The organism is Vibrio echinoideorum (assembly GCF_024347455.1).
Lineage (GTDB): Bacteria > Pseudomonadota > Gammaproteobacteria > Enterobacterales > Vibrionaceae > Vibrio > Vibrio echinoideorum.
The window spans coordinates 292,752-306,745 of the sequence record NZ_AP025483.1 but is presented as its reverse complement, the minus strand read 5'-3'; the positions used below and the strand labels follow the sequence as shown (position 1 = coordinate 306,745).

Below are 13,994 nucleotides of genomic sequence, written 5' to 3'. Positions count from 1 at the left end.
CAATCAACGTATGTTTAAACGAAGTTTCTAACTAACATTACTGGGCAGGAGCCGCTTCAGCGTTATCAACTTTTAGTAGTTCAACTTCGAATACTAGCGTTGAGTTAGCAGGGATAGTCGGTGTATCTTGCTCACCGTACGCTAGCTCTGGCGGGATAACGAATTTGTACTTAGAACCAACTTGCATCAGTTGTACGCCTTCAGTCCAGCCTGGGATTACGCGGTTTAGTGGGAATGTTGCAGGTTCGCCACGGTCGTAAGAGCTATCAAACTGAGTGCCGTCTGTTAGCGTACCTTTGTAGTGTACTTGAACGGTATCAGTGTCTTTTGGAGAAGCACCTTCACCCGCAGTCATTACTTGGTAAAGTAGGCCAGATTCAGTTTGCTTTACGCCTTCAGTTTTAGCGAACTCAGCGCGGAAGTCATCACCTGCTTTCTTCACTTCTGCTGATTTCTCTGCCGCTTGTGCTTGCATTGTTTCAGCAACACGCTTGTCTAAAGCTTCAAGTGCAGCACGAGTCTCTTCTTCGTTAAGCGCCGTTTTCTCTGCGAATACATCTTCGATACCTTGAAGAACCATGTCTTTGTCTAGGTTAATACCGAGCTCGCTTGGCTTATCAATGCTTGTGCTTAGGTAATTTGCGAAAGATACACCGATTGCGTAAGCCGCTTTGTCATCTTCTGTTTTAAAGTTTACTGCTTCTACTTGAACTTCTTCTACCTGTGGAGCTTCTGCCTTTGGTTCTTCTTTCTGACAACCAACTGCCAGCATAACCGTTGCGGCAAGCAGTGATACTTTTAAAACTGATTTCATTGAATTCTCCAATTAATGGCCAAGCCATTGGTTATTGTGCACAAATCTAATGATTAGATTGGTGTGAATACGTTAGTTATAACAATATACTAGTTATATGTCTTTCGACACAAACCGGATTATTAGATGTGATGCGAATATTTTTCCACTCATTGCTATGTACAATTGTCATCACCTTGTTAAATGGTTGTTTTTTCTTCCAAGATGATGAGCAACGTTGGGAAATTGAACCCAATGGCGCCACCAGCTTTGCACTAAGTAGAGATGGACGCTTTGCCTTACTCTACTCTCAGAAAAAACAACTTATCCTTTGGGATTTAAACCAAAACAAAGAGTTAGCTCAACTCGGCCCACAAGACCCATCCGAAAACCAGGTATCACGAATCCGTATCTCAGATAACGGTCGATTTGCCATTACCGCCAGCCAAATGAATTTCGCCGTTTGGGATTTATCTTGGACTCAAGCTGAAGGGCTTTGGTCTATTTCCGATGGCTTGATTCGCGATGTTGATATATCGAGCAATGGTGAAAAAGTGTTGCTTGGCCTATCTAACGGCAAAGCTATCTATGTGAACTTAGTCACCGGACGCCGTCTGGAGTTCCTCGCTCACCGAGAAAAAGTTAATTCCGTCTCCCTCTCTTCTAATGGGCGCTACGCATTATCGGGCGGCAACGACTACAAAGCTTACCTTTGGGATACCGAATCAGGCTTGGTGCTACGTACCTTCGAGCATGAACAAAGAGTAGTACGAGTTGCACTACAACGGGATGGAGAATTGGCTTTTACTTCCGATGGCGGCAACCAAGCGATGATCTGGGACCTTAAAACGGGCGAATCTCAAGCCCAACTTCAGAGTTGGTCAAGACAGCTGATATTCTCAAGCGCGCGCTTCTCTGATGATGGAACGATGCTCGTTACGGGTACCCCATCAAGTCAAGTCAGCGTGTGGAACACTCAAGACGGAAAACGAATTTCTCGTCACGACGCTGAGCCACTAAAAGATGCTCGCCCTCCTCGAGCGGTAGTGTATGATGCAGCCTTTGATGATAAGAACCGTGTGATATCGGGCACCTCAGCGGGCATCGCCCAAGCTTGGAATGTGGATTAAGAACGATGACAGAAAAGCGAGTTGAACAACTAGAAAGCCGCGTGAATGACTTAGAATGTCAGGTGGCTTTCCAAGAACAGACCATTGAGGAACTCAATGAAGCGCTTAGCCAACAACAGATGTTGATCACGCGAATGCAAGATCAAATGAAGTTTGTAGTGGGTAAAGTGAAAAATATGGATGGCTCAAATTTAGCTGACGCATCAGAAGAGACGCCACCTCCGCACTATTAAGCGCGTTTCAAATGAGCAAAAGCTCGTTAGCGATACACTCGTTGACTACGGATAACAACGAAGGGCGACAGATACTATCTGACGCCCTTCGTTTATGTATTTGATAACCAGAATCAAGCCACGATGGACTTACTCATCGGCATAAATTTTAACGTCGACACGACCTTCTATATCAACGCTAGCTCGATACATCCCTGAACTGTTCATACCGAAGTGAATATCACCTTGGCCATCAATAGCGATCAAGCCACCTTCTCCGCCCATGGTTTTTAGTTCACCTTGGATGATGTGTTCACAAGCCGTATGTACATCTTCTTTGAGATAGCGCATTCGCGCAGCCACATCGCTCGCAACCATCTTTCTAAGAAAGAACTCACCCATACCTGTTGTTGAAACAGCCACGTTGCCATTTTCAGCAACAGTGCCTGCACCGATGATTGGAGAGTCTCCTACACGGCCGTATTTTTTATTGGTTACACCACCAGTACTTGTGGCTGCTGCCAAGTTACCGGCTTGGTCTAACGCCACCGCGCCCACCGTGCCGTACTTCTTATCATCAGGGTATTTCTGAGCTTGTTGTTCATCGTATTTAGCTTCCGACAGAGCAAAGATGCCTTTCTCTTTCATCGACTGAAGCTGATTATAGCGCCGTTCAGTAAAGAAGTAGTCTTGTTCGGTAAACGTGTATTCGTGTTCGAATGCAAACTTCTCGGCGCCTTCGCCAATCAGCAACACATGATCGCTTTTCAGCATCACATCACGCGCAAGTTCAATAGGGTTTTTGATATGACGAACACCCGCAATCGCACCCGCATCCATTTCACGGCCATGCATCACAGAAGCATCCATCTCAACAAACTCATCGTGAGTCAACACCGAGCCTTTGCCTGCATTAAAGTGTGGGCTGTCTTCCATCACTTTCACCGATGCAACCACGGCATCCAGCGCATCGCCACCCGATTGCAAAACTTGATAGCCAGCCAAAACCGACTTCTCCAAAGCTTCAGTAATGCCTGTTTTTAATTCATCGCTCATTTGCTCTCGCAAAATGGTACCCGCACCACCATGAATGGCGATTGAAAAAGGCTGTGACATGTGAATTCTCCACTGACGTATTCTTATAATGTTGCTTTATCAATACCACATCCGAGGTTCGATGTCTGATAACGGAAAACAAACTTTTTCGAATAGCTGGCCCGTTAAAGAAACTGTCAGTTCAAAAAACTCTAGCCTAATACGAAAAAACCTCCGCAAGGGAGGCTTTTTTAGTGTTCTTAATCTAAACCGTTAATTCGGTATTAGTGAGAACCACAGCTACCGCCGCCGCAGCAGCCTTCTTTTTTCTCTTCACCGTGGTCGTGCTCTTCGCCACCACAACAACCACCTTCGTGATCATGGTCGTGATCGTGACCACCACAACAACCACCTTCGTGATCATGGTCGTGATCGTGACCACCACAGCCACCTTCTTGATGTACGTGACCGTGTTGAACTTCTTCTTCAGTCGCTTCACGAACAGCGACAACTTCAACGTCAAACGTTAGAGTTTGGCCAGCTAGCATGTGGTTACCGTCAACAACAACTTCGTCGCCATCTACTTCAGTCACTTCCACTGGGATTGGGCCTTGGTCTGTATCCGCTAGGAAACGCATGCCAACTTCGATTTGCTCAACACCTTGGAATACGTCAGCAGGAACACGTTGAACTAGGTCGTCGTTGTGCTCACCGTAAGCGTCTTCTGGAGTAACAGTTGCTGAGAACTTGTCGCCAGCTACTTTGCCTTCAAGCTCTTTTTCAAGACCTGTAATTAGATTGTTGTGACCGTGAAGGTAATCTAGTGGAGCTTCTGCAGTTGATTGGTCAACTACTACGCCATCTTCAAGTTTCACTTGATATGCAACACTAACTACTACGTTCTTTTCAATTTTCATGAGAGCTCCAAGGAGGTTTGGACTAGGTTCGAACAGTTGAACCTAGGAATAAATTTTCTACACCCGGTATTATGGGGATGAATTAGTGAAACTCAATCATTCTGGTTTAAAAATACCGATCATTTCTTGATTCGCGTGTTCAGATTTCTCTACAGTTTTAGGTTTACGCTGCTCGGTGAAATCACAATCGACACATTCCACCAGTTCGATATTGTTCTCGACCCACCAGCGAAGTGTGTCTTGAGTGTTGCAGCTTGGGCAGCTTGCCCCAGCGATAAAGCGTTTTTTCTGTTTCACGTTCATATCCTTTACTACTCTGGATTCGCAGTTCATCCTGCTCGCTCTATATAGAGGCTAAGCAGAGACCGCGTTTATTATTAAATTGGCTATTCAAACTGTTATTTCTAAGTTCATGCTATATGTCTAAGCTCAGGTGACTAACTCTTGACTCAGGCTACTGCCAATAGTTTCGAGATTGGTGATCGTTTTCCATCTCGTGTCCAAAAATCTCTTCAAGCTCTTTGCGAGCCTCTTTCGCTCTTTGGGCTAACTCGGCATCTTCGTTATGCTGAGGAAGCAACTCTTTCAGCATACCATTATCCAATTTCCTAAAGTGTGCTTCTGCTCGCTTCGCTTTGTATGGATGCATGCCAAGTTCAGTCAATGTTTGACGACCTAAATCTAATGCCCCAAGGAAGGTTTCACGCGAATAGTTGCTCACACCATGGTTAAGTAATTGATACGCTTCAACACGGCTTCGAGCTCGCGCTAAAATCTTTAACTGTGGGAAATGCTGCTTACACAAATCGACGGTCTTCATGATTTCATCGGGAGAATCGGTACACAACACAATGGCTTCGGCTTTATCTGCCCCCGCAGCTCTTAACAATTCAAGGTGAGTAGAGTCACCGTAAAATACTTTGTAGCCAAATTTTCTAAGGATGTGTATTTGGCTAGCATCACTTTCAAGAACGGTAATGCGAATCTTATTTGCGTACATCAGACGACCAATAATCTGACCGAAACGACCAAAGCCAGCAATGATAACTCTCGGGCTGCGGTCCACAACATCAGAAGACATCGCACTTTCGCTGATTTGATTGAGTTGACGAGCAAAGAATCGGTCTTGGATCTTGAGCATCAATGGCGTGGTCACCATAGAAAGGCTCACAACAACCAACAAGAACGAGACTTGGTCGCCACTTAAAATACCTTGTGCACTTGCCGCAGTAAAAATGACAAACGCAAACTCACCGCCTTGGCTGAGAATCATCGCCATGCGGCTACGAGCTTTAGCTTGAGTACCAAAGATACGAGCAAGCATATACAGAACTAGCCCTTTTAAGACGACCAATGAACAAACCGCAATCAGTATCGCGAACGGACTTTCGGCTAGTAAACCTAAGTTCACCGCCATGCCAACAGAGATGAAGAACAGACCTAGTAATAAGCCTTTGAATGGATCAATGGCAATTTCGAGCTCATGTCGATATTCACTTTCCGCTAGAAGGACGCCCGCAAGGAAAGTACCTAATGCCATCGACAAACCAATCTGTTGCATGAGTACCGCAATACCAATCACCAATAATAAGGCTGCGACTGTGAACAACTCACGCACACCACTCATTACTACGTATCGGAAAAGTGGTCTCAATAAGAAGTGTCCACCGACAAGCAAGCCAATCACACCCCCCAACATCCACAGCATATCTGCCCAACTGCCGCCAGTGTTACCAGCAAGCAAAGGCAACATCGCGAGCATTGGTATAACCGCAATATCTTGGAAAAGTAGTACTGCAAAACCTGACTGCCCGGCTTCTTTACCGCCGAGCTCCCGCTCTTCAATAACACGCAACGCGATAGCGGTCGAAGACAGCGCTAAACCCATACCTATTACGAGGCTGGTTTGCCAGGTTAATCCGAACAGACAGGCGATGGCGGTAATAATCAAGGTCGTGATCAGCACTTGCGCGCCACCTAAACCAAGAATGGGCGCTCTCATCTGCCACAATTTTTTAGGGTTGAGCTCTAAACCAATCAAAAAGAGCAGCAGTACCACCCCGAACTCGGAGAAGTGCAGAATCGCTTCTACATCACTGATTAAGCTAAGCCCCCATGGGCCAATCGCAACACCCGCCAATAGATAGCCTAATACTGAGCCCAAGCCCGCTCGCTGTGCGATAGGAACCGCAATAACAGCAGCCGCTAGAAATATAACGCTACTTTGCAAAAAATCATTAGTCAGAGCCATCATTCGCTCCTATACCTTTTAGCGGATCTCGTAACCAATTTCGATATTCTTCAGCGTGTTGGTAACGCGTCATATCCGAGATATTCCGCGCCCAGTGTAAAACCAAAGGTGACATCCAGTTCATTTGACACAAAGCGGCGGTTAGCTCAAACGGTTGCAAGATCTCTTGTAATGGATATTTATTATAGCCTGCAGCACCAAACGCCTCTTCTTTACCACCCGTAGTGATGACACTGCGCCAATACTTGCCCTTAAGCGCGCTTTGCTCACCAAACGCAAAACCCTTCCCTAACACACGATCAAACCATTCCTTCAATAACGAAGGGCATGAATACATAAATAGAGGGTGTTGGAACACAATTACATCGTACTGAAGGAGCAATTCATGCTCATAAGGCACATCGATAAAGAAGTCAGGATAGAGAGCATAGAGATCGTGGATTTTGACATTCCCAAGCGACTCTATCTTTTTAACCATAATTTGGTTAGCGATAGAGGTTTGTGGTTCTGGGTGCGCATAGATCACTAACACCTTTGGCACGGGTTTGTCTGTCGAGGGAGTAATACTCATTCCTTTGAAACATTCCTTTGAGGGCTAAACGGTGGCAAGGCCACTAGAATTTAAATAAAAGTTATTAATATGTTATTGGCATCATAACGCAAATTGCATTGTGATCGACTTTTATCTGGATTCAGCCTACTATGCAGGCGTCTGTCCACCTCTAATTTCTATGCTGCTTCTATGATTACTTTCTCTGATATTCAATTGTTACGTGGTGGTAAACCACTCCTCGACCAAGCATCTGCAACTCTTCACCCTGGCGACAAGATCGGTTTGGTTGGAAAAAACGGCTGTGGTAAATCTACGCTGTTTGCCTTAATCAAAGACGAACTGTCTATTGATGCGGGCTCATTCAGTAAACCCGCCCATTGGGAAATGGCTTGGGTTGCTCAAGAAACGCCGGCATTAGAAAGAACAGCCATTGAATATGTAATTGATGGCGACAGAGAATACCGTGGCCTTGAAGATCAATTAAAGAAAGCGGAACACGCTGACAACGGGACTCTGGTAGCAGAGATCCACGGTCAAATTGAAACCATTGGTGGTTACACCATTAATTCACGAGCCGCTGAATTACTCGATGGCCTTGGTTTTCGCCAAGAACAGATGACATGGAACCTCACCCAATTCTCGGGTGGTTGGCGTATGCGTTTGAACCTAGCGCAAGCCCTGCTGTGTCGTAGTGATTTACTGTTACTCGATGAGCCAACCAACCACTTGGATTTAGACGCCGTAATGTGGCTGGAACGTTGGTTACAAAATTATCCAGGCACACTGGTTCTTATCTCGCACGATAGAGACTTCTTAGATCCTATCGTCAACCGTATCGTGCATGTTGAAAACCAACAGCTCAATGAATACACCGGTAACTACTCATCGTTTGAAACTCAACGCGCTCAAAAGCTGATCCTGCAACAAGCAATGTTCCAAAAGCAGCAAAAGCAAATGTCTCACATGCAGAGCTACATTGACCGTTTCCGCTACAAGGCCTCAAAGGCTCGCCAAGCGCAAAGCCGTATTAAAGCGCTAGAGAAAATGGAACAAGTGTTGCCAGCTCAGTTTGATAACCCATTCAGCTTTGAGTTTAGAGAGCCAGACGCGCTACCAAACCCAATCATGATGATGGATGAGGTATCAGCGGGTTACGATGACAACTTGATTCTAGAAAAGATTCGCCTCAACCTAGTTCCCGGCAGCCGTATTGGTCTTCTTGGTCGAAATGGTGCGGGTAAGTCGACACTGATTAAACTGCTTTCTGGTGAGCTAAAGCAACAAGGCGGTGAGCTGAGCTATTCGCAGGGCGTTAAGATGGGCTACTTTGCTCAGCATCAATTAGAGACGCTGCATCCAGAAGAAACGCCACTGCAACACATGATGCAGATTGCTCCTAAGCATACCGAGCAACAACTGCGTGATTACCTAGGCAGTTTCGGCTTCCAAGGTGAAAAGGCACTCGATAAAGTGGCTCCGTTTTCGGGTGGTGAAAAAGCACGTTTAGTATTAGCTCTACTAGTATGGCAAAAACCGAACCTATTACTGCTCGATGAACCGACCAACCACTTGGATCTCGACATGCGTCAGGCGCTGACTTTTGCGTTGCAGACGTTTGAAGGTGCGATGGTCATCGTATCGCACGACCGTTACTTACTGCGTGCAACCACCGATGAGTTATACCTTGTACACGACCGCCAAGTCGCACCGTTTGATGGCGATCTTAGCGATTATTACAAATGGCTAACCGAACAACAAAAAGTTGAGCGTAAAGAAGCACAAGCATTGGCACCAGCAAAAGACGGCGCTAACAGTGCAGCTTCGAAGAAAGAGCAAAAACGAAAAGAAGCAGAGTTTCGTAAGCTAACAGCTCCAATCCGTAAAAAGCTGACTCAATTCGAAAAGCTGATGGATAAATTAACACTGGATCTCGAGGAGGCCGAGCAAGAATTATCCGACACTTCACTTTATGAAGCTGAAAATAAGGCTAAACTGAATAAAGTACTCGCTCTACAAGCGAGCAGTAAATCACAGCTAGAAGAAGTTGAAATGGATTGGATGTCTACTCAAGAAGAGCTTGAGCAGATGGAACAGGATATGGATAGCTTATGAGCCCTGAGCACGCCCCAATATCACTAACACTAGAACGACTATGGCAATTTAGCCTCCAGTATTACAGTGTGCGCGGTGTAAAGGATGCGTGCTTAGCTTTGCAAAACCAGTTTCATGGCAACGTCAATCTACTGCTGCTTCTCAAATGGCTTGATGAGCAGCAATTGTCTTTCGCTGAAGAAGAGTGGCACAAAGTACAACAATGCTTAAGCCGCTCAGAAACCCTGCTTCATAGTTATCGAGAGCTGCGCAAACATCTCAAAGCACACGTTGTCGATTCGCTATACCGTGAAGCCTTACAGTTCGAATTACAACTAGAGAAACAACAGCAGTCTGATCTTGTCGACTGTATTAATTCTCTTAAGCTTGTCGCCAATCAACAATCACCACTCGCTTATCAATACTGCCGTTTATTAGGGGCTGAAAATCTCTATGATGCTTTTTCTGAACCAGCACCTCAGCCCTAACTCATTTCCTTTCCTTTTTATTCAATCCAGATCCAAGCTTATCTTCGTATTAGCATTAGCATAAAGCATTTTTACGTGGTGGCTGATACACACCACAAGCAACCTATAAGAAACCTAAGCTCGATATTATTCAACCAGTTACCCATGGTGCCTTTTAACAATCCATATCGGTGAACCTCTTGCGCTTATGTTGAGAATCAACCAAGCTCAAATAAAACGTGGGCATTTTCCAAAAAGCTCGACACTTTCTCAAAGCCCACAAAAAGCATGGACTGTTTTTATGACAATATTTACCGCAGCAGCTGGTTTATCTAATCCTCACCTACAAACCTTAGTGCCACGATTTATTAGAAAGCAGGCGTTGTTTGACCCTCAATGGCAAACCTTAGAAACTCCTGACGGCGATTTCCTCGATCTTGCATGGAGCGAGGACCCGAAGGGAGAGAATCCTAATAGCGATAACATAAACAGCGAAAATCTTAGTAAGAAGCCCATTTTCGTTTTGTTCCACGGTTTAGAGGGCAGCTTTGAGAGCCCTTACGCCAATGGGTTAATGAATGCGTTTGCTAAAGATGGCTGGTTATCAGTGATGATGCACTTTAGAGGTTGCAGCGGGAAACCGAATCGCTTAGCTCGTGCGTACCATTCAGGTGAAGTCGAAGACGCCCGCTTTTTCCTAAGGCACTTACACGCGCAGTTTCCAAATAGCCCTAAGGTTGCGGTTGGTATATCTCTAGGTGGCAACATGCTGGCTAACTACTTGGCCGAATATGCAGATGACCCATTGCTGTCTGCGGCAACGATAGTCTCTGCTCCTTTTGACTTAGCGTGCTGTTCAAGCCGTATCGAGCGAGGCTTCTCCAAGCTCTATAAAAAGTACCTGCTCAACTCATTAAAATCCAATGCACTGAAAAAGGTTAAGCTGCTGCAAGAAAAGCTAGGTATTACCGCGGAAGCGATCAGAAAGATCGACAAGCTGTATGAGTTTGATGAACGAATTACTGCGCCTTTACACGGATTCAAAAACGCACAAGACTACTATGCCCAGTGTTCCGCCCTGCCTAAGTTGAATAAAATTAAGCTGCCGACTCAGATCATCCACGCCAAAGATGATCCGTTCATGACAGACGACGTGATTCCAAAGTTCGTTCTGCCCGATAACATCGATTATCGTCTGTTTCAAAAAGGTGGACATGTGGGGTTCATTACGGGTAGCACATTCAAACCGAGGTTTTGGTTAGAAGAAGCTTTACCTGCCTACTATGAAAGTATCCACGATTCGGCATAATAGCGAGCCTTGGTAAATAACTTAGCTTTGCTCAAAAACTGAGTGTCAACGTCACTAGGCACACTCATTAATACATCAATAAACCTATCCATGAACATAAAAGAGAGAAGTATTTATGATCATCCCATGGCAAGACATCGCACCAGAAACGCTGGAAAACCTCATTAAAGAATTCGTGCTCCGTGAAGGCACAGACTACGGTGACGTAGAGGTTTCACTGCAAAACAAGATTGACCAAGTGAAACATCAATTAGCCTCAAAGGAAGTCAGCATCGTGTTTTCTGAGTTACATGAAACCGTTGATATCCAAGTCACAAAACGCTTCTAAGCTGCGCTCATAAAGGAGCCGTGTTATAGTGGTAAACGATTGCTAACAAGTAAGTTACTCAAAAGACAAGGGTTGTCATGTCCGCTAAACATCCAATTATTGCGGTGACGGGTTCATCTGGAGCCGGCACCACCACTACCTCAGAAGCCTTCCGCAAAATGTTCAATATGATGGACGTGAAGGCCGCTTGGGTTGAAGGGGATAGTTTCCATCGCTTCACTCGACCAGAGATGGATGTCGAGATCCGTAAGGCGCGCGAGCAAGGTAAGCACATCAGCTACTTTGGCCCACAAGCTAACGATTTTGGCGCATTAGAAGAGTTCTTCCGTCAATACGGAAACGAAGGCACGGGAAAAGTCCGTAGCTACCTACATACCTTCGATGAAGCCGTTCCTTACAACCAAATGCCGGGCACCTTTACGCCATGGCAAGAAATCCCTGAAAATTCAGATGTGATGTTTTACGAAGGCCTTCACGGCGGTGTAGTTGATGGGGATATCAATGTGTCCCAACACGTCGATTTGCTGATCGGCATGGTGCCAATCGTAAACCTTGAGTGGATCCAAAAATTCGTTCGTGACACACGCGATCGTGGACACTCACGCGAAGCGGTAATGGACTCAATTGTTCGCTCAATGGATGATTATCTGAACTACATTACCCCACAATTTTCGCGCACTCATATCAACTTTCAGCGAGTTCCAACCGTAGATACATCAAACCCGCTCAACGCCAAAGGGATACCAAGTTTAGATGAAAGCTTCGTAGTTATACGTTTGCGCGGCATCAAAAACGTCGACTTCCCTTATCTTTTGGCTATGATTGATGGCTCATTTATGTCTCGCCATAACACGCTTGTGGTGCCAGGTGGCAAGATGAGTTTTGCTATGGAGCTCATTGTAAGGCCAATCCTACAACAACTCATCGAAACCGGAAAAATAGGTTAACAGACCGCCATTCTGGTTGATTACTTTTCATACCGTGATCATGTGCACAATTTTGCGTAAAAAATCGTAGCTTGGTCACGATTAAAATCAAGAAATAGTACCTGAAAAAGGATACTATTCTTAAACGAAACACAAGATAGCTTGCAGCACTCAACAAGTGCACTTACCCTACAAGTCAATCCAGGCTTAGCTACAATACGGAAAGCGGCAAGCATACCCTGCAGAGGAAGTAAGATATTATGGTTCTAGGTAAACCCCAAACCGATCCAACATTAGAGTGGTTCCTTTCACACTGTCATATTCATAAGTACCCATCAAAAAGTACTTTGATTCATGCTGGTGAAAAGGCAGAAACCTTGTACTACATCGTTAAAGGTTCTGTGGCAGTTCTTATCAAAGACGAAGAAGGTAAGGAAATGATTCTTTCTTACCTAAACCAAGGTGACTTCATTGGTGAACTTGGCCTCTTCGAAGAAGACCAAGAGCGTACTGCATGGGTTCGTGCAAAATCTCCTTGTGAAGTAGCTGAAATTTCTTTCAAGAAATTCCGTCAACTTATCCAGGTGAACCCAGATATCCTTATGCGTCTTTCAGCGCAAATGGCAAACCGTCTACAAGTGACTAGCCAAAAGGTTGGTGACTTAGCGTTCCTTGACGTAACAGGTCGTATCGCTCAAACGCTACTAAACCTAGCGAAACAGCCAGATGCAATGACTCACCCTGACGGCATGCAAATCAAGATCACTCGTCAAGAGATTGGCCAAATTGTTGGTTGTTCTCGTGAAACAGTAGGTCGTATCTTGAAGATGCTTGAAGAGCAGAACTTAATTTCTGCACACGGTAAAACTATCGTGGTATACGGCACTCGTTAATCTCGATTAACTGAGCCAAAAATTAGAAAGCCACCAAATGCAAATTTGGTGGCTTTTTTGTTTTCTAAAGATCAGATTCGGAAATCGATATTAGAGATAGGAGTTCGCTCTTCTAAACACTCTCGAAGCGAAGCGTACCCGCACCTCTAGGGCAAAGCCCGTGCTCGTATCTTTCTTTAACCGTTGGTACTTTCAAAGATTTTGTCAGCCGATGCCGCGACAAACCCTGTATAAAGCTCACCATTCGCCATCGCATAACGCTTAGCAAACTCATAGAAGCCTCCAGGAATCATCTCATTGCCTTCAACAAATGAAACTGGGACTTTGTCTGCCATTGTCGATGATTGCTCTAATAAGACCTCTGGAGAGCCCTTAACCTGGCCTCCAGATGCATTGATAGTGAAACCTGATTCGCTCAGGTAATCATTTACAGCCTGAACTTCATCAAAAGCATCGAGTTGATTAACGCTCACTGTAAAGTGGTTAGCACCGTATCCATGAGCCGCTAACCAAGAAGCGTATTCGCTCTCCTTTGCAAGCACTTGGAAATCTGCGAAGCTCAAGTCCCAAAGGCGACCACCAAACAAGAATTCATGACTTTGAAGCTTGCTTGCGTCGACTTGCTCAACCAATTTAGCCACGATCTGTTGTAAGTCACTTGAACATTCTTCGACCTTCAACTCACTAATGAACACTTTAGGTTGGTTTAGGTCTGGGTGCTCATAGTGCTTAGCCACTAGTTTCTTGCTTTCAAACAAGTAATCGCCACACGCTTTATAACCTAGCTCAAGAAAAGGCTTGGCCAGTGTTTCAATGCCCAGCGGTGCAACATTGAAAGTACGCAGTGCAATATGATCATTAATCAGGGCTTCGTCTTCTTTCAGCAGATGATGAACTTTTTCAGCCGATGGGCAAAGCCTGTGAATGTAATCGTCCCATAGTGATTTAAAGAGTAGATCGGGCGTCATGGTGACTCCTTGTCAGAGGTTCTAGCAAGCTAGTAATTTGGATTAGAGAGGGAGAGGCTGGACACAGAGTCAGCAGCCATCAGCCTGTGACATACTTGTTCTATTATTATCTACCGCCCAA

Annotated in this window: 15 protein-coding genes; 8 read left to right on the top strand and 7 right to left on the bottom strand. The window is 45.2% G+C overall.

The annotated features are described in order from the left end of the window. Positions 1–37: 37 nt before the first annotated feature. Complete coding sequence (fkpA, locus tag OCV36_RS01370) at positions 38–814, bottom strand: FKBP-type peptidyl-prolyl cis-trans isomerase (RefSeq protein WP_029224868.1); 777 nt, start codon at positions 812–814, stop codon at positions 38–40. A gap of 131 nt (positions 815–945) precedes the next feature. On the opposite strand from fkpA, the gene OCV36_RS01365 reads away from it, so the two are divergent. Beyond that, a complete protein-coding gene (locus tag OCV36_RS01365; protein WP_135457757.1) occupies positions 946–1,923 on the top strand; it encodes a WD40 repeat domain-containing protein in 978 nt (325 codons plus the stop codon). Between the two features lie 5 nt (positions 1,924–1,928). Next, positions 1,929–2,156: a SlyX family protein gene (locus OCV36_RS01360; RefSeq protein ID WP_017073684.1), complete on the top strand. Its 228-nt coding sequence runs from the start codon at positions 1,929–1,931 to the stop codon at positions 2,154–2,156. 129 nt (positions 2,157–2,285) lie between these two features. Here OCV36_RS01360 and OCV36_RS01355 read toward each other — a convergent pair whose 3' ends face one another. From OCV36_RS01355 to kefG, 5 genes are all read right to left on the bottom strand, one after another. Further along, on the bottom strand, positions 2,286–3,251 hold the full coding sequence (locus OCV36_RS01355) for an isoaspartyl peptidase/L-asparaginase family protein (protein ID WP_135457745.1): 966 nt from the start codon (positions 3,249–3,251) through the stop codon (positions 2,286–2,288). Positions 3,252–3,454: 203 nt separating this feature from the next. Then, positions 3,455–4,087 carry a peptidylprolyl isomerase gene (gene slyD / locus OCV36_RS01350; RefSeq protein ID WP_135457743.1) on the bottom strand — a complete coding sequence of 211 codons (633 nt, stop codon included), beginning with the start codon at positions 4,085–4,087 and terminating at the stop codon, positions 3,455–3,457. Positions 4,088–4,183: 96 nt separating this feature from the next. Then, positions 4,184–4,384, bottom strand: a complete 201-nt coding sequence (locus tag OCV36_RS01345; RefSeq protein WP_017632113.1) for a YheV family putative zinc ribbon protein — start codon at positions 4,382–4,384, stop codon at positions 4,184–4,186. Positions 4,385–4,541: 157 nt separating this feature from the next. After that, complete coding sequence (gene kefB / locus OCV36_RS01340) at positions 4,542–6,338, bottom strand: glutathione-regulated potassium-efflux system protein KefB (RefSeq protein WP_135457755.1); 1,797 nt, start codon at positions 6,336–6,338, stop codon at positions 4,542–4,544. Further along, positions 6,325–6,909: a glutathione-regulated potassium-efflux system ancillary protein KefG gene (kefG, locus tag OCV36_RS01335; RefSeq protein ID WP_135457741.1), complete on the bottom strand. Its 585-nt coding sequence runs from the start codon at positions 6,907–6,909 to the stop codon at positions 6,325–6,327. Before kefG ends, kefB begins: the two co-directional genes overlap by 14 nt. A gap of 171 nt (positions 6,910–7,080) precedes the next feature. Between kefG and OCV36_RS01330 the strand changes: the two genes are divergently transcribed. The 6 genes from OCV36_RS01330 (at position 7,081) to crp (ending at position 12,905) form a co-directional block, all read left to right on the top strand. After that, the gene (locus tag OCV36_RS01330) at positions 7,081–9,003 is read left to right on the top strand and encodes an ABC transporter ATP-binding protein (RefSeq protein WP_135457739.1); all 1,923 of its coding nucleotides are present in this window, start codon (positions 7,081–7,083) and stop codon (positions 9,001–9,003) included. Further along, entirely contained in the window at positions 9,000–9,470 is a 471-nt protein-coding gene (locus tag OCV36_RS01325; protein ID WP_017073690.1) for a TIGR02444 family protein, read from the top strand. Before OCV36_RS01330 ends, OCV36_RS01325 begins: the two co-directional genes overlap by 4 nt. Positions 9,471–9,750: 280 nt before the next feature. After that, the gene (locus OCV36_RS01320; RefSeq protein ID WP_135457737.1) at positions 9,751–10,758 is read left to right on the top strand and encodes a hydrolase; all 1,008 of its coding nucleotides are present in this window, start codon (positions 9,751–9,753) and stop codon (positions 10,756–10,758) included. A gap of 115 nt (positions 10,759–10,873) precedes the next feature. Continuing rightward, on the top strand, positions 10,874–11,086 hold the full coding sequence (locus OCV36_RS01315) for a YheU family protein (protein ID WP_004729649.1): 213 nt from the start codon (positions 10,874–10,876) through the stop codon (positions 11,084–11,086). 77 nt (positions 11,087–11,163) lie between these two features. After that, on the top strand, positions 11,164–12,033 hold the full coding sequence (locus OCV36_RS01310) for a phosphoribulokinase (protein WP_004729650.1): 870 nt from the start codon (positions 11,164–11,166) through the stop codon (positions 12,031–12,033). Between the two features lie 239 nt (positions 12,034–12,272). Next, a complete protein-coding gene (crp, locus tag OCV36_RS01305; protein WP_004729651.1) occupies positions 12,273–12,905 on the top strand; it encodes a cAMP-activated global transcriptional regulator CRP in 633 nt (210 codons plus the stop codon). A gap of 176 nt (positions 12,906–13,081) precedes the next feature. Here the strand turns inward: crp and OCV36_RS01300 are convergent, their stop codons facing one another. Then, entirely contained in the window at positions 13,082–13,873 is a 792-nt protein-coding gene (locus OCV36_RS01300; protein ID WP_135457735.1) for a DUF1338 domain-containing protein, read from the bottom strand. Positions 13,874–13,994 lie beyond the last annotated feature (121 nt).

Excerpts from the sequence above, each read along its gene's own strand:
- OCV36_RS01300 (WP_135457735.1), bottom strand. The coding sequence starts at position 13,873 with ATGACGCCCGATCTACTCTTTAAATCACTATGGGACGATTACATTCAC.
- OCV36_RS01310 (WP_004729650.1), top strand. The coding sequence starts at position 11,164 with ATGTCCGCTAAACATCCAATTATTGCGGTGACGGGTTCATCTGGAGCC.
- fkpA (WP_029224868.1), bottom strand. The coding sequence starts at position 814 with ATGAAATCAGTTTTAAAAGTATCACTGCTTGCCGCAACGGTTATGCTG.
- kefB (WP_135457755.1), bottom strand. The coding sequence starts at position 6,338 with ATGGCTCTGACTAATGATTTTTTGCAAAGTAGCGTTATATTTCTAGCG.
- OCV36_RS01360 (WP_017073684.1), top strand. The coding sequence starts at position 1,929 with ATGACAGAAAAGCGAGTTGAACAACTAGAAAGCCGCGTGAATGACTTA.
- crp (WP_004729651.1), top strand. The coding sequence starts at position 12,273 with ATGGTTCTAGGTAAACCCCAAACCGATCCAACATTAGAGTGGTTCCTT.
- OCV36_RS01315 (WP_004729649.1), top strand. The coding sequence starts at position 10,874 with ATGATCATCCCATGGCAAGACATCGCACCAGAAACGCTGGAAAACCTC.
- kefG (WP_135457741.1), bottom strand. The coding sequence starts at position 6,909 with ATGAGTATTACTCCCTCGACAGACAAACCCGTGCCAAAGGTGTTAGTG.
- OCV36_RS01330 (WP_135457739.1), top strand. The coding sequence starts at position 7,081 with ATGATTACTTTCTCTGATATTCAATTGTTACGTGGTGGTAAACCACTC.
- OCV36_RS01365 (WP_135457757.1), top strand. The coding sequence starts at position 946 with ATGCGAATATTTTTCCACTCATTGCTATGTACAATTGTCATCACCTTG.
- OCV36_RS01325 (WP_017073690.1), top strand. The coding sequence starts at position 9,000 with ATGAGCCCTGAGCACGCCCCAATATCACTAACACTAGAACGACTATGG.
- slyD (WP_135457743.1), bottom strand. The coding sequence starts at position 4,087 with ATGAAAATTGAAAAGAACGTAGTAGTTAGTGTTGCATATCAAGTGAAA.
- OCV36_RS01320 (WP_135457737.1), top strand. The coding sequence starts at position 9,751 with ATGACAATATTTACCGCAGCAGCTGGTTTATCTAATCCTCACCTACAA.
- OCV36_RS01355 (WP_135457745.1), bottom strand. The coding sequence starts at position 3,251 with ATGTCACAGCCTTTTTCAATCGCCATTCATGGTGGTGCGGGTACCATT.